This is a genomic window from Pseudomonas sp. ANT_J12 (genome assembly GCF_008370045.1).
GTDB lineage: Bacteria > Pseudomonadota > Gammaproteobacteria > Pseudomonadales > Pseudomonadaceae > Aquipseudomonas.
The window spans coordinates 295,171-316,556 of the sequence record NZ_VOBN01000002.1 but is presented as its reverse complement, the minus strand read 5'-3'; the positions used below and the strand labels follow the sequence as shown (position 1 = coordinate 316,556).

Annotated in this window: 22 protein-coding genes and 1 pseudogene; 9 read left to right on the top strand and 14 right to left on the bottom strand. The window is 58.5% G+C overall.

Annotated features, from left to right (window positions below):
• Positions 1–141: 141 nt before the first annotated feature.
• Positions 142–615, bottom strand: a complete 474-nt coding sequence (bfr, locus tag FQ192_RS07270; RefSeq protein WP_149657986.1) for a bacterioferritin — start codon at positions 613–615, stop codon at positions 142–144.
• A 198-nt stretch (positions 616–813) separates the two neighbouring features.
• Positions 814–1,032: a bacterioferritin-associated ferredoxin gene (locus tag FQ192_RS07265; protein ID WP_008057530.1), complete on the bottom strand. Its 219-nt coding sequence runs from the start codon at positions 1,030–1,032 to the stop codon at positions 814–816.
• A gap of 316 nt (positions 1,033–1,348) precedes the next feature.
• On the opposite strand from FQ192_RS07265, the gene FQ192_RS07260 reads away from it, so the two are divergent.
• Positions 1,349–1,951 (top strand): peroxiredoxin, encoded by a 603-nt coding sequence (locus tag FQ192_RS07260; RefSeq protein WP_133840116.1) that lies wholly within the window; start codon positions 1,349–1,351, stop codon positions 1,949–1,951.
• 74 nt (positions 1,952–2,025) lie between these two features.
• Here FQ192_RS07260 and rnt read toward each other — a convergent pair whose 3' ends face one another.
• Together rnt and pyrC are read right to left on the bottom strand one after the other, a co-directional pair.
• Positions 2,026–2,703, bottom strand: a complete 678-nt coding sequence (rnt, locus tag FQ192_RS07255) for a ribonuclease T (protein ID WP_133840115.1) — start codon at positions 2,701–2,703, stop codon at positions 2,026–2,028.
• On the bottom strand, positions 2,700–3,746 hold the full coding sequence (gene pyrC, locus FQ192_RS07250) for a dihydroorotase (protein WP_149657985.1): 1,047 nt from the start codon (positions 3,744–3,746) through the stop codon (positions 2,700–2,702). The genes rnt and pyrC overlap by 4 nt, the downstream gene beginning before the upstream one ends.
• A gap of 159 nt (positions 3,747–3,905) precedes the next feature.
• Between pyrC and FQ192_RS07245 the strand changes: the two genes are divergently transcribed.
• The gene (locus FQ192_RS07245) at positions 3,906–4,814 is read left to right on the top strand and encodes an OmpA family protein (protein WP_149657984.1); all 909 of its coding nucleotides are present in this window, start codon (positions 3,906–3,908) and stop codon (positions 4,812–4,814) included.
• A 128-nt stretch (positions 4,815–4,942) separates the two neighbouring features.
• Positions 4,943–6,160, top strand: coding sequence for an argininosuccinate synthase (locus FQ192_RS07240; protein ID WP_133840112.1), 1,218 nt, complete (start codon positions 4,943–4,945; stop codon positions 6,158–6,160).
• A 128-nt stretch (positions 6,161–6,288) separates the two neighbouring features.
• Here FQ192_RS07240 and FQ192_RS07235 read toward each other — a convergent pair whose 3' ends face one another.
• Positions 6,289–7,011, bottom strand: coding sequence for a hypothetical protein (locus FQ192_RS07235; RefSeq protein WP_149657983.1), 723 nt, complete (start codon positions 7,009–7,011; stop codon positions 6,289–6,291).
• Between the two features lie 566 nt (positions 7,012–7,577).
• On the opposite strand from FQ192_RS07235, the gene FQ192_RS07230 reads away from it, so the two are divergent.
• Positions 7,578–8,204: a response regulator transcription factor gene (locus tag FQ192_RS07230; protein ID WP_054045186.1), complete on the top strand. Its 627-nt coding sequence runs from the start codon at positions 7,578–7,580 to the stop codon at positions 8,202–8,204.
• A 43-nt stretch (positions 8,205–8,247) separates the two neighbouring features.
• On the opposite strand, the gene FQ192_RS07225 is transcribed toward FQ192_RS07230, so the two are convergent.
• The 8 genes and pseudogenes from FQ192_RS07225 to metG all read right to left on the bottom strand — a co-directional run bounded on the left by FQ192_RS07225 (position 8,248) and on the right by metG (position 15,332).
• Positions 8,248–8,427, bottom strand: a complete 180-nt coding sequence (locus tag FQ192_RS07225) for a PA3496 family putative envelope integrity protein (RefSeq protein ID WP_149657982.1) — start codon at positions 8,425–8,427, stop codon at positions 8,248–8,250.
• A 106-nt stretch (positions 8,428–8,533) separates the two neighbouring features.
• Positions 8,534–9,172 (bottom strand): endonuclease III, encoded by a 639-nt coding sequence (gene nth / locus FQ192_RS07220; protein WP_149657981.1) that lies wholly within the window; start codon positions 9,170–9,172, stop codon positions 8,534–8,536.
• A 25-nt stretch (positions 9,173–9,197) separates the two neighbouring features.
• Complete coding sequence (locus FQ192_RS07215) at positions 9,198–9,776, bottom strand: Rnf-Nqr domain containing protein (protein WP_149657980.1); 579 nt, start codon at positions 9,774–9,776, stop codon at positions 9,198–9,200.
• Complete coding sequence (locus FQ192_RS07210) at positions 9,769–10,380, bottom strand: RnfABCDGE type electron transport complex subunit G (protein WP_149657979.1); 612 nt, start codon at positions 10,378–10,380, stop codon at positions 9,769–9,771. Before FQ192_RS07210 ends, FQ192_RS07215 begins: the two co-directional genes overlap by 8 nt.
• Complete coding sequence (locus tag FQ192_RS07205) at positions 10,377–11,369, bottom strand: RnfABCDGE type electron transport complex subunit D (protein ID WP_149657978.1); 993 nt, start codon at positions 11,367–11,369, stop codon at positions 10,377–10,379. The genes FQ192_RS07210 and FQ192_RS07205 overlap by 4 nt, the downstream gene beginning before the upstream one ends.
• 802 nt (positions 11,370–12,171) lie before the next feature.
• Positions 12,172–12,546 (bottom strand): annotated as a pseudogene (rsxB, locus tag FQ192_RS34975) (electron transport complex subunit RsxB); the annotation flags it as partial.
• A 17-nt stretch (positions 12,547–12,563) separates the two neighbouring features.
• Positions 12,564–13,133 (bottom strand): electron transport complex protein RnfA, encoded by a 570-nt coding sequence (locus tag FQ192_RS07195; RefSeq protein ID WP_149657976.1) that lies wholly within the window; start codon positions 13,131–13,133, stop codon positions 12,564–12,566.
• A gap of 147 nt (positions 13,134–13,280) precedes the next feature.
• Complete coding sequence (gene metG, locus FQ192_RS07190; RefSeq protein ID WP_149657975.1) at positions 13,281–15,332, bottom strand: methionine--tRNA ligase; 2,052 nt, start codon at positions 15,330–15,332, stop codon at positions 13,281–13,283.
• A gap of 319 nt (positions 15,333–15,651) precedes the next feature.
• Here metG and apbC point away from each other — a divergent pair, with 319 nt between their 5' ends.
• Complete coding sequence (gene apbC / locus FQ192_RS07180) at positions 15,652–16,746, top strand: iron-sulfur cluster carrier protein ApbC (RefSeq protein ID WP_149657973.1); 1,095 nt, start codon at positions 15,652–15,654, stop codon at positions 16,744–16,746.
• A gap of 83 nt (positions 16,747–16,829) precedes the next feature.
• On the opposite strand, the gene FQ192_RS07175 is transcribed toward apbC, so the two are convergent.
• A complete protein-coding gene (locus FQ192_RS07175; protein WP_149657972.1) occupies positions 16,830–17,588 on the bottom strand; it encodes an SDR family oxidoreductase in 759 nt (252 codons plus the stop codon).
• Between the two features lie 167 nt (positions 17,589–17,755).
• Here FQ192_RS07175 and FQ192_RS07170 point away from each other — a divergent pair, with 167 nt between their 5' ends.
• The 4 genes from FQ192_RS07170 to groL all read left to right on the top strand — a co-directional run bounded on the left by FQ192_RS07170 (position 17,756) and on the right by groL (position 21,264).
• The gene (locus FQ192_RS07170) at positions 17,756–18,487 is read left to right on the top strand and encodes a HugZ family protein (protein ID WP_149657971.1); all 732 of its coding nucleotides are present in this window, start codon (positions 17,756–17,758) and stop codon (positions 18,485–18,487) included.
• Between the two features lie 66 nt (positions 18,488–18,553).
• Positions 18,554–19,030: an FxsA family protein gene (locus FQ192_RS07165; RefSeq protein ID WP_149657970.1), complete on the top strand. Its 477-nt coding sequence runs from the start codon at positions 18,554–18,556 to the stop codon at positions 19,028–19,030.
• Positions 19,031–19,277: 247 nt separating this feature from the next.
• Positions 19,278–19,571 (top strand): co-chaperone GroES, encoded by a 294-nt coding sequence (locus FQ192_RS07160; RefSeq protein WP_019827816.1) that lies wholly within the window; start codon positions 19,278–19,280, stop codon positions 19,569–19,571.
• A gap of 49 nt (positions 19,572–19,620) precedes the next feature.
• Entirely contained in the window at positions 19,621–21,264 is a 1,644-nt protein-coding gene (gene groL, locus FQ192_RS07155) for a chaperonin GroEL (protein WP_149657969.1), read from the top strand.
• Positions 21,265–21,386: the final 122 nt, after the last annotated feature.

Genomic DNA, 21,386 nt, shown 5'->3' with positions numbered 1-21,386 from the left:
CGGCTTAACATTCAACAGATTTGTTGACTGGTCCGCCGCCTTCGCGGGCATGTCTTGCTCCTACAAGAGCAGGCAATAAAAAGCCCCGCATCTCACAAGAGAGCGGGGCTTTTTAGTGTCTCGAATTCAGCGAAAGCTAACTTACTCTTCGCCCATCTGCGATTGCAGATAGTTCTCAAGACCGACTTTATCGATCAGGCCCAGTTGGGTTTCCAGCCAGTCGATATGTTCTTCTTCGGACTCAAGAATGTCTTCGAGCAGTTCACGGCTACCGAAGTCGCCGACGGTTTCACAATGTGCAATCGCGACCTTGAGATCGGCATGACCGGTGCGTTCGATACGCAGGTCGCACTCAAGCATTTCCTTGGTGTGCTCGCCGATGTGCAGCTTGCCCAGGTCCTGGACGTTCGGCAGGCCTTCAAGGAACAGGATGCGCTTGATCAGCTTGTCCGCGTGCTTCATCTCGTCGATGGATTCTTTGTATTCATGCTTGCCGAGCTTATTCAGACCCCAATCTTCATACATGCGCGCATGCAGAAAATATTGATTGATCGCGACCAGCTCATTGGCAAGGATCTTGTTGAGATGCTGGATGACTGTAATGTCGCCTTTCATGATGGGGTCCTGCCCTTTATTAACTGTCTATGAGGCAGAGTTTGAGCTGCGTAATTAAGAGTGTCAAACCTAAGTTATTGAAACTTATATGAAAATTAATCGGAATAAGAATGTTTGTGTTCCGCGTCTGGAACCTAAGCGGTTGATTTACGGGCATAAAAAAACCGGACATCAGTCCGGTTCTTTGAAATACGGTAATTAGGCGGCAGTAAATTCAACAGGAAATGGAATCGCGGCTTGGGCAGTTTGCAGCTTGGTCAGGGTTTCGCGCACCACTTCCTTGGCAAGGCAGGCACATTTACCGCATTGACTCGCTACGCCGGTGGCCTGACGGACTTCCTTATAGCTGCAGCAACCTTCATAGATTGCATCGCGGATTTGACCGTCGGTAACGCCAGTGCAGAGGCAGACATACATAAGTGAGAACCGTCGCTGGTTGTGACTCAATTGCGATGGATCTTAATGTTAACGAGAATGATTGTCAAAGTGGTTTCTGAAAGCTTTGCGTTATAAGTGTCCATGGCTGACGAACGGTTCCCGACATGGCATTGCGACAGTAACCGCAGCGAGTCCAAATTTATCAGCCCGCTGAAAAACCGTTGAGGACAGCTCAAAAACGCCGTGTATGATGGTCGGTCGTTGCGAAGGCGGTTCGTGTCACAGGGATGTCGCTTGCGGGTGGCAGGCTGACGCGAACCCATTCCTTCACGTTATTTAGACCAGGAGATATCCAATGAGCGTACTCGTAGGCAAACAAGCCCCAGACTTTACCGTACCGGCTGTCCTCGGCAACGGCGAGATCGTAGACAGCTTCACCCTGTCCTCGGCCATCAAAGGCAAATACGGCCTGGTGTTCTTCTACCCACTGGACTTCACCTTCGTTTGCCCGTCCGAGCTGATCGCTCTGGACAACCGCATGGCTGACTTCAAGGCCCGCAACGTTGAAGTGGTTGCCGTGTCGATCGACTCGCATTTCACTCACAACGCATGGCGCAACACCCCAGTGAACAATGGCGGTATCGGCCAGGTTCGCTACACCATGGCTGCCGACATCAAGCAGGACATCATGAAGGCCTACGACGTTCAGTCCGCTGACGGCGTTGCATTCCGTGGTGCGTTCCTGATCGACGACAAAGGCGTTGTCCGCTCGCAGATCATCAACGACCTGCCGCTGGGCCGTAACATGGAAGAGCTGATCCGTCTGGTTGACGCGCTGCAATTCCACGAAGAGCACGGCGAAGTCTGCCCTGCCAACTGGAAAAAAGGCGACAAAGGCATGACCGCTTCCACCGAAGGTGTTGCGGCTTACCTGACCGAGCACGCTGCGGCCCTGTAAGCCCAAGCGTCAGGCACAAAAAAACCGGCCGTGAGGCCGGTTTTTTTATGGGCGGGATAAACCCAGCGACCGGATCAGTCGTTGAAGTCTTCCCAGCCGCCCATTTGTTTCCAGCGATTGACGATGCCGCAGAACAGCTCAGCCGTCTTCTCGGTGTCGTAGCGAGCCGAGTGGGCCTCGCGACCGTCGAAGTCGATGTCGGCTGCCTGGCAGGCCTTGGCCAAGACAGTCTGGCCGTAAGCCAGGCCAGCGAGGGTGGCGGTGTCGAAGCTGGAGAACGGATGAAACGGGTTACGTTTCATGTCCAGGCGCGCGACAGCGGCGTTGAGGAAGCCCAAATCGAAGCTACTGTTATGCCCGACCAGGATCGCCCGTTTGCAGCCGTTGGCTTTGAGGGCCTTGCGGATGCCGCGGAAGATATCGGTCAGCGCCGCTTCTTCACTCACGGCCATGCGCAGCGGGTGATCGAGCTTGATCCCGGTGAACTCCAGGGCAGCTGCTTCGATGTTGGCGCCTTCAAACGGCTCGACGCGGAAGAAGTAGGTGTGATCGGGATACACGAAGCCTTTTTCGTCCATGGCGATGGTGGTCGCCGCGATCTCCAGCAGGGCGTCGGTGGCCGAGTTGAAACCACCGGTTTCTACGTCGACGACAACCGGCAGGTAACCACGGAATCGGGCTGCCATTGGATGACGAGCACCGCCTCCGCCGCCTTGACCGTCCTGTTCATCGTCGAAATGGTCTTCACTCACGCGTGTTCCTCCAGCAGGCGCCAGCGCAGTTTTTCACCGGCGCGCAGCGGGATTACGGTCAGCTCGCCAAATGGCAGGCTGGTTGGGGCGGTCCACTCTTCGCGGACCAGGGTAATGCGATCGGTGTTCACCGGCAGGCCATAGAAGCGCGGGCCGTTGAGGCTGGCGAACGCTTCGAGCTTGTCCAGCGCGTTGCGCTGTTCGAAGGCTTCGGCGTACATCTCGATCGCCGCATAAGCGGTGTAGCAACCGGCACAGCCGCAAGCGGCTTCCTTGGCGTGCTGGGCATGCGGCGCCGAGTCGGTGCCGAGAAAGAACTTCTCGCTGCCGCTGGTGGCGGCGTCGAGCAGGGCTTCCTGGTGGGTGTTGCGCTTGAGGATCGGCAGGCAGTAGAAGTGCGGCCGAATCCCGCCCACCAACATGTGGTTGCGGTTGTACAGAAGATGGTGAGCGGTGATGGTCGCGCCGACGTTGGCCGCAGCCGCGTTGACGAACTGCACGGCGTCGGCAGTGGTGATGTGTTCGAACACCACTTTGAGCGTTGGGAAACGCTCGACCACACGCCGCATGTGCTCATCGATGAAGATTTTTTCGCGGTCGAACACGTCGACATCGCCACGGGTGACTTCACCGTGGATCAACAACGGCATCCCGACTTCGGCCATGGCCTCGATCGCCGGGAAAATCTTGTCGATGCTGGTGACGCCAGAATCCGAGTTAGTGGTGGCGCCGGCCGGGTACAGCTTGGCGGCGTGAACGAAACCGCTGGCCTTGGCCTCACGAATTTCTTCGGGCTGGGTGCGGTCGGTCAGGTACAGCACCATCAACGGTTCGAAACGACTGCCGGCCGGGCGTGCAGCGAGAATCCGCTGGCGATAGCCGTCGGCTTCAGCGGCGTTACGCACCGGAGGTACCAGGTTGGGCATGATGATGGCGCGACCAAAGGTGCGCGCGACATCCGCAACGGTATTGGACAAAACAGCACCATCGCGAAGATGAATATGCCAGTCGTCGGGACGCAGCAGGGTCAGGCGGTCGGACATGAGGGGATTCCAGGCGGGTCAAACTGAGGGGAATGCTACCGGAAAAGACTCTCTCAGGCACTCGCTATCAAGTTTTGCAGGAACGTACCGATATGAACTAGGTATGCCGTAAACATGTGTGTGTCGGTCTTTTTGTTGTAGAAGCCAGTGGAGCCTCCCGTGCGCCAGCGTTATTTAGCCTTGCTCAGTGTGTTTGCCAGCCTTCCCGCGATGGCGCTCACTTTCCAGACCCGTCTGGAGAGCATCGAGTGGACGGTCGAAGGTGACAAATTCGAATGCCGCCTGACCCAGCCGGTGACCGATTTCGGTTCCGGTGAATTCGTGCGTCGTGCCGGCGAGCAAGCGATCTTTCGCCTCAAGGCCTACAACTCGGTGATCGGCGGCGGTTCCGCGACCTTGCTCGCGGCCGCTGCGCCTTGGCAACCGGGGCGTGGCGACATCAACCTGGGGTCGGTCAACATTGGCAGCGGCAATGTGCTGTTCAACAGTTCTCAGGTGCAGGCCGGGCGTTTGATCAATGGCTTGATGGACGGCCGCAGCCCGGTCATTCGCCGCGCTTCCGGCGATGGTCGAGTGTCTGAAGTGCGTTTGCTGCCGGTCAAGTTCAACAAGGCGTTCAGTGACTATCAGGGTTGTGTAGCCAAGCTGTTGCCGCAGAATTTCGAACAGGTGAAACAGTCCGAGATCGGTTTTCCCGGCGAAGGCTTTGACCTTGATCCGCAAGCCAAGGCCAGGTTGCAGGTGATGCTGGAGTTTATGAAAGCCGATCCGACGGTCAATCACATCGAGCTCGACGGGCACTCCGACAACAGCGGCAATCGCCTGACCAATCGCGAACTGTCACGCCGCCGGGCGCTGGCGGTGATGGACTTCTTCAAGGCCAATGGCTTTCAGGAATCGCAGATCACCATGCGTTTCCACGGTGAGCGCTACCCATTGGTGCCGAACACCAATGCCGCCAACCGGGCAAAGAATCGCCGGGTCGCGGTTCGCCTGGAGCGCGTCGCGCCGACCGACAAGCCGGCCCCGCAATCAGCCTCTGCCGCGAGTGCCGCGCACACATCCTGACTCGCGGGTCATCGTCGCGCCCTCGTAAGAATCTGTCGCTTCGTCGTCATAAGCTGTCGCGGTACTGTAAATTATTTCGTATGAGCGGTAGACTTCACGGCTTTCCGTAAACCCCGTGGAGTGATGGCATGGCGGACGTAAACAAGGTCGTTCTGGCGTATTCCGGCGGCCTGGACACTTCGGTGATCCTCAAGTGGCTGCAGGATACTTATAACTGTGAAGTGGTGACCTTCACCGCTGACCTGGGTCAGGGCGAAGAGGTCGAACCGGCCCGCGCCAAGGCTCAGGCCATGGGCGTAAAAGAAATCTACATCGACGATCTGCGCGAAGAATTCGTGCGTGATTTCGTGTTCCCGATGTTCCGTGCCAACACCGTTTACGAAGGCGAGTACCTGCTGGGTACTTCCATCGCTCGTCCGTTGATCGCCAAACGCCTGATCGAAATCGCCAACGAAACCGGCGCTGACGCCATTTCCCACGGCGCCACCGGCAAGGGCAACGACCAGGTGCGTTTCGAGCTCGGCGCCTACGCACTCAAGCCAGGCGTGAAAGTGATCGCCCCTTGGCGCGAGTGGGACCTGCTCTCCCGTGAAAAGCTGATGGATTATGCTGAAAAGCACAACATCCCGATCGAGCGCCACGGCAAGAAAAAATCCCCGTACTCGATGGATGCCAACCTGCTGCACATCTCCTATGAAGGCGGCGTGCTGGAAGACACCTGGACCGAGCACGAAGAAGACATGTGGAAATGGACCGTCTCCCCGGAGAACGCTCCTGATAAAGCGCAGTACCTGGAACTGACCTACCGCAACGGCGACATCGTCGCGCTGGACGGCGTCGAAATGACCCCGGCCACCGTGCTGGCGACGCTGAACAAAATCGGTGGCGAACACGGCATCGGCCGTCTGGACATCGTTGAAAACCGCTACGTGGGCATGAAGTCCCGTGGCTGCTACGAAACCCCGGGCGGCACCATCATGCTGCGCGCGCACCGTGCGATCGAATCGATCACCCTGGACCGCGAAGTGGCTCACCTCAAAGACGAGCTGATGCCGAAATACGCCAGCCTGATCTACACCGGTTACTGGTGGAGCCCTGAGCGTCTGATGCTGCAACAGATGATCGATGCGTCCCAAGTCCATGTGAATGGCGTCGTGCGCCTGAAACTGTACAAAGGCAACGTGATCGTCACCGGTCGCAAATCCGATGAATCGTTGTTCGACGCCAACATTGCCACCTTCGAAGAAGATGGCGGCGCCTACAACCAGGCTGACGCGGCGGGCTTCATCAAGCTCAATGCCTTGCGCATGCGCATTGCAGCCAACAAGGGTCGCAAGCTGTTCTGAGACCTTTGCCGCAGTAATTGAAGCTGTGGCCCTGTCGTCGACGGGGCCACAGCTTCAATGGTGGTTACGCCTGGCATTTCGTTGCCATCGCTTATCTCGTTTCTACTCAAGTTATTAACTTCTTCTGGTCACGCATCAAGCGTTTGATCCAGCACTGTCACGTCCTGTGAGTTCAAGTTGTAAACAACGCATAAGGTCTCGCAAGCGCCTTTGCTTCTGTGTGTGGTGTCTTCCTTCAGTAACTGCTCCGATTGGCTGCAAGCCAGAAACACGATCACTTTCGTGGCGTGGTTGCGTGGTTGACGGATTTTTTCCATCAGGGCAGTGACATCCACCTGTGTGTGCATACCGCGCGTATCAATGATGCTCAAATCCTTCAGCTCTCCCGGCAAATAGAGGCTGTGTAGAACCCGGATGCTTGTTTGCAGATGGATGCGGGCCGGCGGATCCTGCGCAGTCCGGAACCAGTGAAACCCTCGGCGCCGGTTCGAAAAGCCGGGCAGGGGACGTTCATAGGTCGACGTGATCACGGCGCCTTTCGGTTTCGCTGGAGCGTCGTTCGGGCGTGGACTTTTTCTGTTTTCAGAACGCCCGGCGTTATCGATGACTTTGACGAAGTACTTGTCTTTTCCAAAATCGGAAGGCGCGTACAGCGATCGATAGTTGAAGTTGAGTGTGAGAAAAAAAAGAAAGAGTAAATAGAACGGAAAACTGATCAGGAACCAGACATAAATTTCTCTTTCGTCGCTATCTAGAAAGGGTAGGGAGATCGCGGCAGAGGTTTCTGAGATCGCTGCAAAAATAGCAATGATGGTCATTGGGTTCGTGATTTTCTTTTGGAGTTTTTTCATGTTTTTTGCTCATAAGGTAATGTCTTTTTCTCGTGTGGATAAACGTGTTTGTCGGGAGTAAGGTTGTTGGCTTTTTAAGGTATTTGATTTTAATGAGAGTCCGTTCCGAATAATAGGTTGTGGTCATATAGAGTAACTGTAGTGCTCATGGTTTTTGGATGTTGGGCGTTCTTGTTTCAAAAGTTTTAGAGGGGGTGTGTTCATTTCTTCAAGCGTGGGTAGATCGTTGGCGATTGGCGTTGTGTGACAGGGATTGATATTCACAATGTTAGTTACTATCAGGACTGGCGCCGAAGGCAATAAAGGCGGGGTGGGTTGTGCGGTTGTCGGTAATGCGCGGTATTGGTTGTAAGGCGAAACAAAAAAGACACCCGATGTTGAGCGTACTTAAGGATTTCACGGTTTCATGTGCCTTAAATTCAAGGTTTTTTTGTAGGAATAATCCGCGTTGCTTGTAGGGGATGTCTCTCGGTGCGGATGCTTGGGGGTGGCGGCATGCCATGGGTGAAACGACTAGGCTATTGTGCGGGCTCTAAAAATTCGAACAGCGAAAATTGGACTTGCCCATGAATAAAGTGCTGATCGTGGATGATCACCCCGTCATTCGACTTGCGGTGCGTTTGCTAATGGAGCGTCATGGCTACGAAGTCATCGCAGAAACAGATAATGGTGTGGATGCATTGCAACTTGCGCGTGAACATATGCCGGATATTGTCATTCTGGATATTGGAATACCGAAACTGGATGGGTTGGAAGTGATTGCCCGCCTGACCTCCGTAGCGTTGCCGTTGAAAGTGTTAGTGCTGACCTCCCAGGCACCGGGGCATTTTTCGATGCGGTGCATGCAGTCGGGTGCCGCCGGCTATGTTTGCAAACAACAAGACCTCACCGAATTACTGAGTGCTATCAAGGCGGTATTGTCAGGCTACAGTTACTTTCCCAATCAAGCATTGCATACGGTACGGTCCAGTCTGGGCAATGCCAGTGAAGCCGATATGGTGGATCGTTTGTCGGGACGGGAAATGATGGTGTTGCAACAACTGGCCCGAGGGAAGACAAACAAGGAGATTGCCGATGGGATGTTCCTCAGCAACAAGACCGTCAGTACTTACAAGACCCGGTTGTTGTTGAAGCTTAATGCGCGGTCGCTGGTGGACTTGATCGAACTGGCCCAGCGTAATGGCCTGGTGTGACGACTTAAAGTAAAAAGCCTCCGTTTCGGGAGGCTTTTAGGTGTCATAAATCAAAATCGTAGTCGGCCAATTGCTTTTGCAGTCGGCGCTCCTCCAGCAGATTGTCGATGGTGCGGCGCTTGCTCAGGTTGGTTTTTGCTACCTCAACCACCGGTTCAGCGTCATCGGCTTCAACGGGGGCGAAGTCGTCTTCTACGTCCAATTGCTCTTTGCCAGTGCTCATTTTGTTACTCCAGGCTAAGACTGCCTTTGGCGCTCCTTATATCGACATTCTCCCGGCGGGTAAAAAAGATTTTTTCAATCGGTGAATCAATAATTCTAATAGCGCCTCAATCGTCCGAGGTCTTTTGCTTGTATTCGCACAAGTCTTCGATCCGGCAACTGCCGCAGCGGGGCTTGCGGGCCAGGCACACGTAGCGCCCGTGGAGGATCAGCCAGTGGTGGGAGTCGAGTAGAAACACCTTGGGCACGAACTTCATCAGCTTGTTCTCCACCTCCACCACATTTTTGCCAGGGGCAATGCCGGTACGGTTGCTGACCCGGAAAATATGGGTGTCCACCGCCATGGTCAGCTGGCGGAATGCCGTATTGAGCACCACGTTGGCGGTCTTGCGGCCAACGCCGGGTAGCGCTTCCAGCGCCTCGCGGGTCTGCGGGACTTCCCCGCCGTGGCGCTCCACCAGCAAGCGGCAGGTTTCAATCACGTTCTTGGCCTTGCTGTTGAACAGGCCGATGGTCTTGATGTACTCCGTCAGCCCTTCGACGCCCAGGGCATAAATTGCCGCCGGAGTATTGGCTACCGGATAGAGTTTTGCCGTGGCCTTGTTGACGCCGACATCGGTGGATTGCGCCGACAGAATCACCGCGATCAGCAGTTCGAACGCAGAGGAATAGGCCAGCTCGGTCTTCGGCTCCGGGTTGTCTTCGTGCAGCCTGCGGAAGATTTCGTAACGTTTTGCGGCATTCATGGGTGATGCGTTTCCTCGAAAGCGGTCAGTTTGAGGGCGTTGGACGCGGCCAGGCTTGCCACCCGGCGATCAATAGCCCCAGCAGAATAAATCCGCCAGGCGCCAAGGTGGCCAGGCGCAGGCCGCCGTCGGCGGTCAGAACGATGCCGGGCCAATCCAACCCGCCGGTCAGCCAGGTCAGATGAGCGCCGAGGGTGCCGTTGCCGATGAGTTCGCGCAGCAGGCCCAGGCCCACCATCAGCGCGCCGAACAGGCCACACAGGCGTAGACGATCACGCCAGGGACTCTGGAAAAAGTCATTGTTGTCCAGCACCACACATTGCAATGCGATAAGCGCCGCATACAACCCCAGATGTTGCTGCCATTGCAACGACCAGGCTTGCCCGGCGAGTTCGGTGCAACTGGTCAGCGTGGCCGCCAGCAGGACGCCGGCGGGCAGGCGTGCCCATGGGGCAAGTCGGGCGCGCAACGGGCCCATTGCGACGCCATAGGCCGCAATCACCACCACGAACATCAGCCACAGTCCCAGCGCAGTCATCAAGGAGCCGCTGGCGCCGATCAGTGGCGCCAGCATCAGTGAGTTCTGCACAGACGCCTTATTCATGGGAGCCACTCCCCAGCAGCGGTTGCCGATGTTCATCGAAGTAGCGCAACGCATCATGAATCGCATTGATCACGGCTCTTGACGTCGTGGTCGCCCCGGCCATTTGATCGAATTGCCCCTGATCCTTTTTCAACGCCCAGCCATTGTCCGCGGGTTCGGTGCGTGACTTGCCGGTAAAGAGGTGCAGCCAGACATTCGGCCAATCGGCGAGACGACCGCCGAGGCCCGGTGTCTCTGCCTGCTTGAGGGTTTTGACCCCCAGCAGCTTGCCATTGGCGTCGATGGCGATCAGCAATTCGATGGCGCTGGTGTAACCCAGGGTCTGGCTGCGCAGCAACACGGCGCTGGGCTGGCCGGACTTGGTCGCCCGGTAACCCCCCAGCAACGTGCTGTTGCCCAGCGGGATGTTTTCAACGGCGAGTGGTTGTTCCAGGGGTTGGTTGTCGTAGCTGTCGGGCGGCAACATATCCAGCAGCGTGCGACTGTCGATCAGGCGCTGTTCAGCGGCAATGCGCGTCGCGCTGGTGTGTTGCACCAGGTAGGTCGCGCCGGTTCCAAGACCGGCCAATAACACCAGGATCACAACGCTGGTCGCCCGGTTCATGGTGCGGTTCGCTCCTGCCGGGCGGCGACACATCGCTCCAGTGCCGGCACGCAGAGGTTCATCAGCAGCACGGCAAAAGCCACGCCGTCCGGATAGCCGCCCCAGGTTCGAATCAGGTAGGTCAGTAGTCCCACTCCTACGCCGAACAACAGTCGGGCCGTGGGGCTTTTGGCGCCGGACACCGGTTCCGTGACGATAAAGAACGCACCGAGCATGCTCGCGCCGGTGAGCAGATGAAACAGTGGCGAACCATGGGAGTCGGAGCCCGAGCCGTTCCAGCACACCAGGCTGATGACGAACAGGCTGGCGAGCATGCCCACCGGCGCATGCCAGCTGAATACCCGTTGCTGCAGCAGAAACGCACCACCGGCCAGAAACGCCAGGTTCACCCATTCCACACCGCGACCGCCGAAATGCCCGAACGCCGGGTTGCCGGCGAACAGCTCATCCATGGTCAGGCTTTTGTTGATGCGCAGGCTGTCCAGCGCCGTGGCCTGCACCCACGCATCCGGGGTCTGACTGAAACTGAAGCCGAACACCTGGGACAGACCGCCGAGCAGGTCCATGCCATGGGACGATGGCCAATGCGTCATCAGTTGGGGAAAGGTCACCAGCATCAGGGCGAAACCGAGCATGGCCGGGTTGAAAGGGTTCTTGCCGACACCGCCATACACATGTTTACCGAACAGCAGCGCGGCGGCCGCCGCACTGACCGTCAGCCACCACGGGCAATAGGGCGGCAAGGCCAGCGCCAGCAGCGTCGCCGTGACCAAGGCACTGCCGTCGCTCAAGGTCGGCTTGAGCGGGCGCTGGCGCAACTTCAGCACGGCGGCCTCGACCGCCAGCGCCGTCACGGCCGTCAGAATCAGGTTGATCAATACGCCCCAGCCATACAGCCAAAACAGCGCCAGCACCCCCGGAAGGGTGGCCAGCAATACCCGCTTCATGGCCTGCTGAAGGCGTTCGTCCACCGATTCAAGGGGCGACATAGGCCTCCATCAGACGTTCGGCTTCCAAGAGTCGGGTGCGTGCCTTGTCCAACAACTCGGCAGGCGTATCGCCCCGACGTTCAAGTTTGCTGACGTCGGCGCGGGCATAGGCCAATTCGGTTTTCAGCTGTCGAAGCTGGCTGTCGATCGGGCGTTTTTCGACGCGCACCAGGTCCGGCAACGGTTGATCGCTGACCGCTTCGGCCTCGTGCAAGGCTTGTTCGGCACTCTTCAACGCCTTCTCCAACGCTTCAATCTGCTGCGCCGGGGTTTCGCTGGTTTGCGCTTTTTTCAGCTCTGCGCGGCGCATGGCCAGCTGGATTTTCGCCCGTTTCAGGTCCGCATCTTTCGCCGGGGCACCCGGTGCCGGGGCGGGTGGCGCGGTGCTTTCCAGTTGGGCCAGCGCCTGCTCGGCGGCTTCGAACTGTTGTTGCAGCACGATCAGTTGCGATTGTTGCTCGAAGGTCGGTGGATGGCCGAAGGCCTTGAGCGATTTGTTCAATTGCGCCCGACTCATCGCCAGATCGATCTTGGCCTTTTTCAACGCCGCGTCAGCCGTCGCGGTTTTCTGCGCACGGACCCGCTCAAGGGCGGCCTGTACCGGATTGACCGTCACTTCGCTGGGTTGTGCGGCACGTTGGGCGCGGGCCTGGCGCTCGGTGACTTTCTGTTGTTCTTCACGTTGCAACCGAGCATTGCGCTGTTCGAAACGCCGCCGTGCACGGTTGCGCTTGGTGGCCCGGGCCCGTTGTTCTTCAAGGCTGAACGCCAGGCCGCCGACAATCGGCAGCACCGAGGCCAACGGCAGCGGGCGCATCTCGATGCAGTCCACCGGGCACGGCGCCACGCACAGGTCGCAACCGGTGCATTCATCGACGATCACCGTGTGCATCAGTTTCGCCGCACCAACGATGGCGTCCACCGGGCAGGCCTGGATGCACTTGGTGCAGCCGATGCATTCGGCTTCGCGGATGTAGGCAATCTGCGCCGGGGCCGAGCCGCGACTGGTGTCCAGTTCCAGCACCGGGACTTTCAGCAAGTCGGCCAGGGCGGCGATGGTTTCGCTGCCGCCCGGCGGGCACTTGTTGATCGACTCGCCACTGGCGATGCCTTCGGCGTAGGGCTTGCATCCGGGGTGGCCGCACTTGCCGCATTGGGTTTGCGGCAAGAGGGCGTCGATGCGTTGAATCAGACTCATGTTTTGATCAGTCCACTGAATCCGAGAAAGGCCACTGCGATCAGTCCGGCGCCGATCAACTGGATCGGCAAGCCACGAAAGGGCAGGGGAACATCGTTGTCACGCGTGCGCTGGCACAAGTCGCTGAACAGAATCAGTACCAGCCAGAAGCCCAGACCGGCGCCGAGGCTCAGGGCGGCGGCGTGGAAAAATCCCTTGTCATCCTGGGCGTTGAGCAAGGTCAGCCCGAGTACGCCAGCGTTGCCGAGCAACAAGGGCCAGAGGCCTTCGAACGACAGTTTTGGACATGATCGGGACAGCAACATCAGCAGCGGGGCGATCAGCAGAACGCTCAGCGGCAGGAACACGAACAGACGCAGGGCCGTCAGCTCCAACGGCACCAATAGCCAGTGGTAGAGCGCATAACCGAGCATCCCGACGATCAGCATCAGGCTCGCCGTGGCCATGCCCAGCGCATGGACCTGCCGCTGTTCGGCACCCAACAGCGGATCGACGCCCAGCGGCCACTGCAACACGAGGTTGTTGATCAGGGCGGCGCTGATAAGCGTAAGGAGCAGTTCGGTCATGACCTGGTTACCTAAGCGTCCGTATCCACATATCGTTGGGCTGATAATTACAAGATCAGGCCGGCCATGAGAAACAGTATGGGCCAGACATGAAAATCCCACAGTCATGCCGGGCACGACTGTGGGATCGGTTTTGCAGATCGACGCTTACTTGATGCGCTGACCCGGCTTGGCGCCGCTGTCGGGGCTCAGCAGGTAGATTTCTTCACCGCCAGGGCCGGCCGCCATCACCATGCCTTCGGAAATCCCGAACTTCATTTTCCGTGGCTTGAGGTTGGCGATCATCATGGTCAGGCGACCATTGAGCTTGGACGGATCCGGGTAAGCACTCTTGATCCCGGAGAACACGTTGCGTTGCTCGTCACCGATGTCCAGGGTCAGGCGCAGCAGTTTGTCGGCCCCTTCCACGTGTTCGGCCTTGAGGATCAGTGCCACGCGCAGGTCGACGGCGGCAAAGGCGTCGAACTCGATCTCCGGCGACAGCGGTTCCTTGACCAGTTCGCCGTTGCCGGCCGGTGCAGTTTCGCCGGTATCGGTGGCGCTGGCGGTCAGGTCTTCTTTCGAGGCGTCGGTCATGGCTTGCACTTTTACCGGGTCGATGCGGGTCATCAACGGTTTGAACTCGTTGAGCTGATGATTGCTCAGCAGCGTGGCGTGGTCGTTCCAGGTCAGCGGCGCGACGTTGAGGAACGCCTCGGCGTCGGCGGCCAGCAGCGGCAGCACGGGCTTGAGGAAGATCACCAGTTGGCGGAACAGGTTGATGCCCAGGGCGCAGATGGCCTGGACTTCGTCGTGCTTGCCTTCCTGTTTGTTCAGCGACCACGGTGCTTTGTCGGCGATCCAGGCGTTGGCACGGTCGGCCAGGCCCATGATTTCGCGCATGGCGCGGGCGAAGTCGCGAGCCTCGTAGGCATCGGCGATGCTTGGCGCGGCAGCCAGGAAGGCGTCGGTCAGTTCCGGCGCGGCGTTACCCGCGACCAGCACCCCGGCATTGCCTTTCTGGATGAAACCGGCGCAACGGCTGGCGATGTTGACGACTTTGCCCACCAGGTCGGAGTTGACCTTCTGCACGAAGTCTTCGAGGTTCAGGTCCAGGTCGTCGACGCCACGGCCCAGCTTGGCCGCGTAGTAGTAGCGCAGGTATTCCGGCGACAGGTGATCCAGGTAGGTCCGGGCCTTGACGAAGGTGCCCCGGGACTTGGACATTTTCTGACCGTTGACGGTCAGGTAGCCGTGCACGTTGATACCGGTCGGCTTGCGCAAACCCGCGCCTTCGAGCATGGCTGGCCAGAACAAGGCGTGGAAATTGACGATGTCCTTGCCGATGAAGTGGTAGAGCTCGGCGGTGGAATCCTTGGCCCAGAACGCGTCGAAGTCCAGGTCCGGACGACGGGCGCACAGGTTCTTGAAGCTGGCCATGTAGCCGATTGGCGCGTCCAGCCACACGTAGAAATACTTGCCCGGCTCGCCCGGAATCTCGAAACCGAAGTACGGCGCATCGCGGGAGATGTCCCACTGTTGCAGGCCGGCATCCAGCCATTCGGCGATCTTGTTGGCGACCGCGTCTTGCAGGGTGCCGCTACGGGTCCAGGCTTGCAGCATTTCCTGGAAGTCCGGCAGCTTGAAGAAGAAGTGCTGGGAATCCTTGAGCACCGGGGTGGCGCCAGAGATCGCCGACTTCGGATCCTTCAGGTCGGTGGGGGCGTAGGTCGCACCGCATTTTTCGCAGTTGTCGCCGTACTGGTCTTCGGTGCCGCATTTCGGGCAGGTGCCCTTGATGAAGCGGTCGGCCAGGAACATTTTCTTTTCCGGGTCGAAGTACTGCGTGATCGAGCGCTGGGCGATGTGCCCGGCGTCGCGCAGTTTCAGGTAGATCTGGCTCGACAGCTCACGGTTTTCTTCAGAGTGAGTGGAGTGGAAGTTGTCGAAGTCCACCAGGAACTCGGCAAAGTCGGCGCTGTGTTCAGCCTGGACGTTGGCGATCAGTTGTTCCGGGGTGATGCCTTCCTTTTCCGCGCGCAGCATGATGGCCGAACCGTGGGCGTCGTCGGCGCAGACATAGATGCATTGATTGCCGCGGTGCTTCTGGAAGCGCACCCACATGTCGGTCTGGATGTATTCCAGCATGTGGCCAAGATGGATCGAACCATTGGCATAGGGCAGGGCGCTGGTGACGAGGATCTTGCGTGGCTCGGACATGGGGCTCGGCTACTTGATGAAACGGAGGTCGGCCACTATAAAGCGCTGGCGCATATTTTTCACCCCCGAGCCCCAAGGGCTTATTGTTACAAACGTGCTTTTGTGGCGAGGGGCTTGCCCCCGTTCGCCTGCGAAGCAGTCGTAAAATCTGCAAGCGAAGGTGTCCCGGTCAGAAAAAAAGCTGGGGCGGCTCCGCCACCCAACGGGGGCAAGCCCCTCGCCACATGAAGCTCTCCAGCCACAGTAATCTGTTCGCCACAAATCCGTGTCCGGCGTAGGATACCCGCCTGATTTTCCAGTCTTGTTATCGGAGTTGCCCATGAGCGCCCTCAATCGCGCGGCGGTGGAAGCCGTCCTTCGTCAATACACCGACCCTTACCTGAACCAGGATCCGGTCAGCGCCGGGTGCGTGCGCAACATCGACATCCAGGGCGATCGCGTCAGCGTCCAGCTGGAACTGGGTTATGCCGCCGGTCTGTTCAAGAGTGGCTGGGCACAGTTGCTGCAAATGGCGATTGAAGGGCTGGACGGCGTGGTCACCGCGCGTGTCGAGATCACCAGCGTGATCGCCGCGCACAAGGCCCAGGCCCAGATCCCTGGCCTGGCCAACGTCAAGAACGTCGTCGCCGTGGCCTCCGGCAAGGGTGGCGTAGGCAAGTCCACCACCGCCGCCAACCTCGCCCTGGCCCTGGCCCGCGAAGGCGCCAAGGTCGGGATTCTCGATGCGGACATCTACGGTCCGAGCCAGGGCATCATGTTTGGCATCCCCGAAGGCACCCGACCGAAGGTCAAGGATCAGAAGTGGTTCGTGCCGATCGAGTCCCATGGCGTCGAAGTGATGTCCATGGCCTTCCTGACCGACGACAACACGCCGATGGTCTGGCGTGGGCCGATGGTTTCCGGTGCGCTGTTGCAACTGGTGACCCAGACCGCGTGGGGCGACCTGGATTACCTGGTCATCGACATGCCGCCAGGCACCGGTGACATCCAGTTGACCCTGGCGCAGAAAGTCCCGGTGGCCGGTGCTGTCATCGTGACGACGCCCCAAGACCTGGCCCTGCTGGACGCGCGCAAGGGCGTGGAAATGTTCCGCAAGGTCAACATTCCGGTGCTGGGCGTGGTGGAAAACATGGCCGTGCACATCTGCTCCAACTGCGGCCATGCCGAGCATCTGTTCGGTGAGGGCGGTGGGGTAAAACTGGCCACCCAATACGGCGTCGAACTGCTGGCCTCGTTGCCACTGGCGATGGCCATCCGCGAGCAGGCCGATGGCGGCAAGCCAACGGTGATCGCTGAGCCGGACAGCCCGATTGCGATGGTGTATCAGGAACTGGCGCGGCATGTCGGCGCGCGGATCGTGTTGCAGGAAGCGGCGACACCGGCGATGCCGAATATCACCATCAGCGACGATTGATGATCTTTTGCAGGAGCCAGGCTTGCCGACGAAAGCGGACTTGATGACGCCTTCGCCGGCAAGCCTGGCTCCTGCAACGGCGGTTAGATGCGCAACCCGCCATCCATCTCCAGAATCCGGCCGGTGTAATAGTCGTTCTCGAAAATGTACGCCGCCGAATGGGCGATCTCGTCCGGCTTGCCCATGCGCTTGAGCGGAATCCCGGCGGTCATCTTCTCCAGCGCTTCCGGCTTCATCCCCAACGTCATCTCGGTTTCGATAAAGCCCGGCGCAATGCCTGCCACGCGAATACCGTAGCGCGCCAGTTCCTTGGCCCAGGTCACGGTCGCTGCGGCGACACCGGCCTTGGCGGCGGAGTAGTTGGTCTGGCCCACATTGCCGGCCCGGGAAATCGACGAGATATTGATGATTGCGCCGCTGTTTTTCAGCTCGACCATTTTCGCCGCCACTTCACGGGTGCACAGGAACACGCCGGTGAGGTTGACGTCGATCACGGCCTGCCACTGGGCCAGGCTCATTTTGGTCATTTCGCCGTCCTTGACCTTGATCAGCAGGCCATCGCGCAGGATCCCGGCGTTGTTGATCAGGCCATGGATCGCGCCGAAATCTTCGGCCACCTGGGCAACCATGTGCGTCACTTGCTCTTCATTGGCGACGTTGCACAGATAAGCGCGAGCCTCGACGCCCTTGGCTTTGCATGCGGCGACGGTGTCGTCGAGCTTTTCCTGGTTCAGATCGACCAGTGCCAGCTTCGCGCCTAAGCCTGCGAAATACTCGGCCATCGAACGGCCTAAACCCTGGCAACCGCCAGTGATAATGATTACTTTGTCAGTGAGTTGCATTCGCATGCCCTAATAGCAGGTCAGAAAGTGATTTCCTTGTAGAGGGCCTCTCGATCTGCACCTGATGTGGCCTGGCTGCACATGAGAACTGCCCCGATGGCGTGCTGGATACTTATCCCCAGGCGCCTGTCCGTTTTTTCGACGGATTCTATATAAGGAGTCATAAATTGAGCGTTGAAGCGGCCAAGAATGCCCGAGAATTGCTTCTCAAGGAATACCGCGGAGTGCTTTCGACACACTCCAAAGCCATGCCCGGTTTCCCCTTTGGCTCGGTGGTTCCGTACTGCCTGGACGAGCAGGGCCGACCGCTGATCCTGATCAGCCGCATCGCCCAGCACACCCACAATTTGCAGAAAGACCCGAAATGCTCACTGTTTGTGGGCGAGCGCGGGGCGGAAGACGCACAAGCCGTCGGTCGCCTGACGTACCTGGCCGAGGCCGAAAAGCTTGAGGATGAGGCGGCCATCGACGCGGCGGCCGAGCGTTACTACCGTTATTTCCCGGATTCCCAGAGTTACCACAAGGCCCACGATTTCGATTTCTGGGTGCTCAAACCGGTGCGTCATCGCTACATCGGCGGTTTCGGCGCGATACATTGGGTCGATCAACTGACCCTGGCCAACCCGTTCGCCGGCAAGGCGGAAGTGAGCATGGTCGAGCACATGAATGCCGACCACGCCAAGGCAATCGCCCACTACGTCGAACTGGCCGGTCTGCCGACGACAGCCCCAGCGCAACTGGCCGGCATCGACACCGAAGGCATGCACCTGCGCATCGGCCAGGGCCTTTACTGGTTGCCGTTTCAAACACCGTGTAATACGCCGACACAAGTCCGGGAAGCCTTGGTTTTCCTGGCTCACGCCGAGCATTGGCCGAAAAATGAAGTGGCCGACGCTTGAATTCACGAAGTGGCGACGTCATCTAGGGAACACTGGCAAGGCATTCTTGCGTTGAGGAACCATTTGATGCGCCCTTTTTTATTGCTCTTTGTACTGTTTCCGGTGTTGGAGCTGTTCGTATTCGTCAAGGTCAGCGGGGCCATCGGGTTTTTTCCGGCCCTGCTGTTGATCATTCTCGGCTCGATGCTCGGCGTGTTCGTGCTGCGGATCGCCGGTCTGGCCACTGCGCTGCGTGCCCGTGAAAGCCTGAACCGCGGCGAGCTGCCGGCCCAGACCATGCTTGAAGGTTTGATGCTGGCTTTGGCCGGCGGTCTGTTGATCCTGCCGGGCTTCGTCACCGACGTGCTGGGCCTGATCATGCTGCTGCCGCTGTCGCGTCGTTTGCTGGCGAACAAGATGCGCCAGCGCGCTGAAGAGGCTGCCATCCGCCAGCGTGCCTTCGCCGATGACCTGCAACCGCGGGGCGGTCCCGCCCCTCGTCAGCCGTTGGGCCGCGAGCCCGACGTGATCGAAGGCGAGTTCGAACACCACGATCCCAAGTAAAGCGTTTCAGCTGCACGGCACCTTCGGGTGCCGTGTTCATTTGCGGGCAACAACATGAAAAAATTTGCTGGCCCGCCCTTGTAATAAGCTTATGCGCCCTTATGTAACGGTCACCGCAAGGTTTCTGGCGATCATGCCAGACAGACTTCCGCGGTTCGCTCGACGAACCGCACCCGGCACCGCCGGATTTGTTAAACCCGCCGGGAATACACCGGCCGATGAAAACCACAATTAGGAGAGATCGACAATGAAGCTTCGTCCTCTGCATGACCGCGTCGTCATCCGTCGCAGCGAAGAAGAAAAGAAAACCGCTGGCGGTATCGTCCTGCCAGGTTCGGCTGCTGAAAAAGCTAACAGCGGCGAGATCCTCGCTGTCGGTACCGGCCGCGTGCTGGACAACGGTGAAGTGCGTGCACTGGCCGTTAAAGTGGGTGACAAGGTTGTGTTCGGTCCGTACTCCGGCAGCAACACAGTGAAAGTCGACGGCGAAGACCTGCTGGTAATGGCTGAGAACGAGATTCTCGCTGTTATCGAAGGCTGATTCCCCGCTCATTTTCCCGCTACTACAAAGTATTTAAGGAATATCGATCATGGCTGCTAAAGAAGTTAAATTCGGCGATTCCGCCCGCAAGAAAATGCTCGCCGGTGTCAACGTCCTGGCTGACGCAGTAAAAGCGACCCTGGGCCCTAAAGGCCGTAACGTGATCATCGAGAAGAGCTTCGGCGCTCCGACCATCACCAAGGACGGCGTTTCCGTAGCCAAAGAAATCGAACTGAAAGACCGTTTCGAAAACATGGGCGCGCAGCTGGTCAAAGACGTTGCCTCCCGTGCCAACGATGACGCAGGCGACGGCACCACCACCGCTACCGTTCTGGCTCAATCGATCGTCAACGAAGGCCTGAAAGCCGTCGCTGCCGGCATGAACCCGATGGACCTGAAGCGCGGCATCGACAAAGCGACCATCGCTATCGTCAAAGAGCTCAAAGCCCTGTCCAAGCCTTGCGCTGACACCAAGGCCATCGCTCAGGTCGGCACCATCTCGGCCAACTCCGACAACTCCATCGGCGACATCATTGCCGAAGCCATGGAAAAAGTCGGTAAAGAAGGCGTGATCACCGTTGAAGAAGGCTCGGGCCTGGAAAACGAACTGTCGGTTGTTGAAGGCATGCAGTTCGACCGTGGCTACCTGTCCCCGTACTTCGTCAACAAGCCAGAGACCATGACCGCCGAGCTCGACGGTCCGCTGATCCTGCTGGTCGACAAAAAGATCTCGAACATCCGCGAAATGTTGCCAGTACTGGAAGCCGTTGCCAAAGCCGGCCGTCCACTGCTGATCGTGGCCGAAGACGTTGAAGGCGAAGCCTTGGCGACTCTGGTTGTGAACAACATGCGTGGCATCGTTAAAGTCGCAGCCGTCAAGGCTCCGGGCTTCGGCGACCGTCGCAAGGCCATGCTGCAGGACATCGCTGTCCTGACTGGCGGTACCGTTATCTCCGAAGAGATCGGTCTGAGCCTGGAAAGCACTACCCTGGAACACCTGGGTAATGCCAAGCGCGTGATCCTGTCCAAAGAAAACACCACCGTGATCGACGGCGCTGGCGTTGAGACTGATATCCAGGCTCGCGTTCTGCAAATCCGTCAGCAAGTGGCTGACACTTCGTCCGACTACGACCGTGAAAAACTGCAAGAGCGTCTGGCCAAGCTGTCCGGCGGCGTTGCAGTGATCAAGGTTGGCGCTGGTTCCGAAGTCGAAATGAAAGAGAAGAAAGCCCGCGTTGAAGACGCCCTGCACGCTACCCGTGCAGCCGTTGAAGAAGGCGTGGTACCTGGCGGCGGCGTGGCACTGGTTCGCGCTCTGCAGGCTATCTCCGAACTGAAAGGCGACAACGCTGATCAAGACGTTGGTATCCAGTTGCTGCGTCGCGCTGTTGAAGCGCCACTGCGCCAGATCGTTGCCAACTCCGGCGACGAGCCAAGCGTTGTAGTCGACAAGGTCAAGCAGGGTTCGGGTAACTACGGTTACAACGCTGCTACCGGCGAATACGGCGACATGATCGAAATGGGCATCCTGGACCCGGCTAAAGTGACGCGTTCGGCGCTTCAGGCAGCGGCTTCCATCGCCAGCCTGATGATCACCACCGAAGCCATGATCGCCGAGATCAAGGAAGAAGGCGGTGCTGGCGGCGGTATGCCAGACATGGGTGGTATGGGTGGCATGGGCGGCATGATGTAAGCCAGCCTTACCCCTGTAAAAAAACCCCGCCTGCGAAAGCAGGCGGGGTTTTTTATTATTGGTCAAAAGGTATGTTGTTTCTTACGGCCTCTTCGCGGGCAAGCCTCGCTCCTACAGGGGGA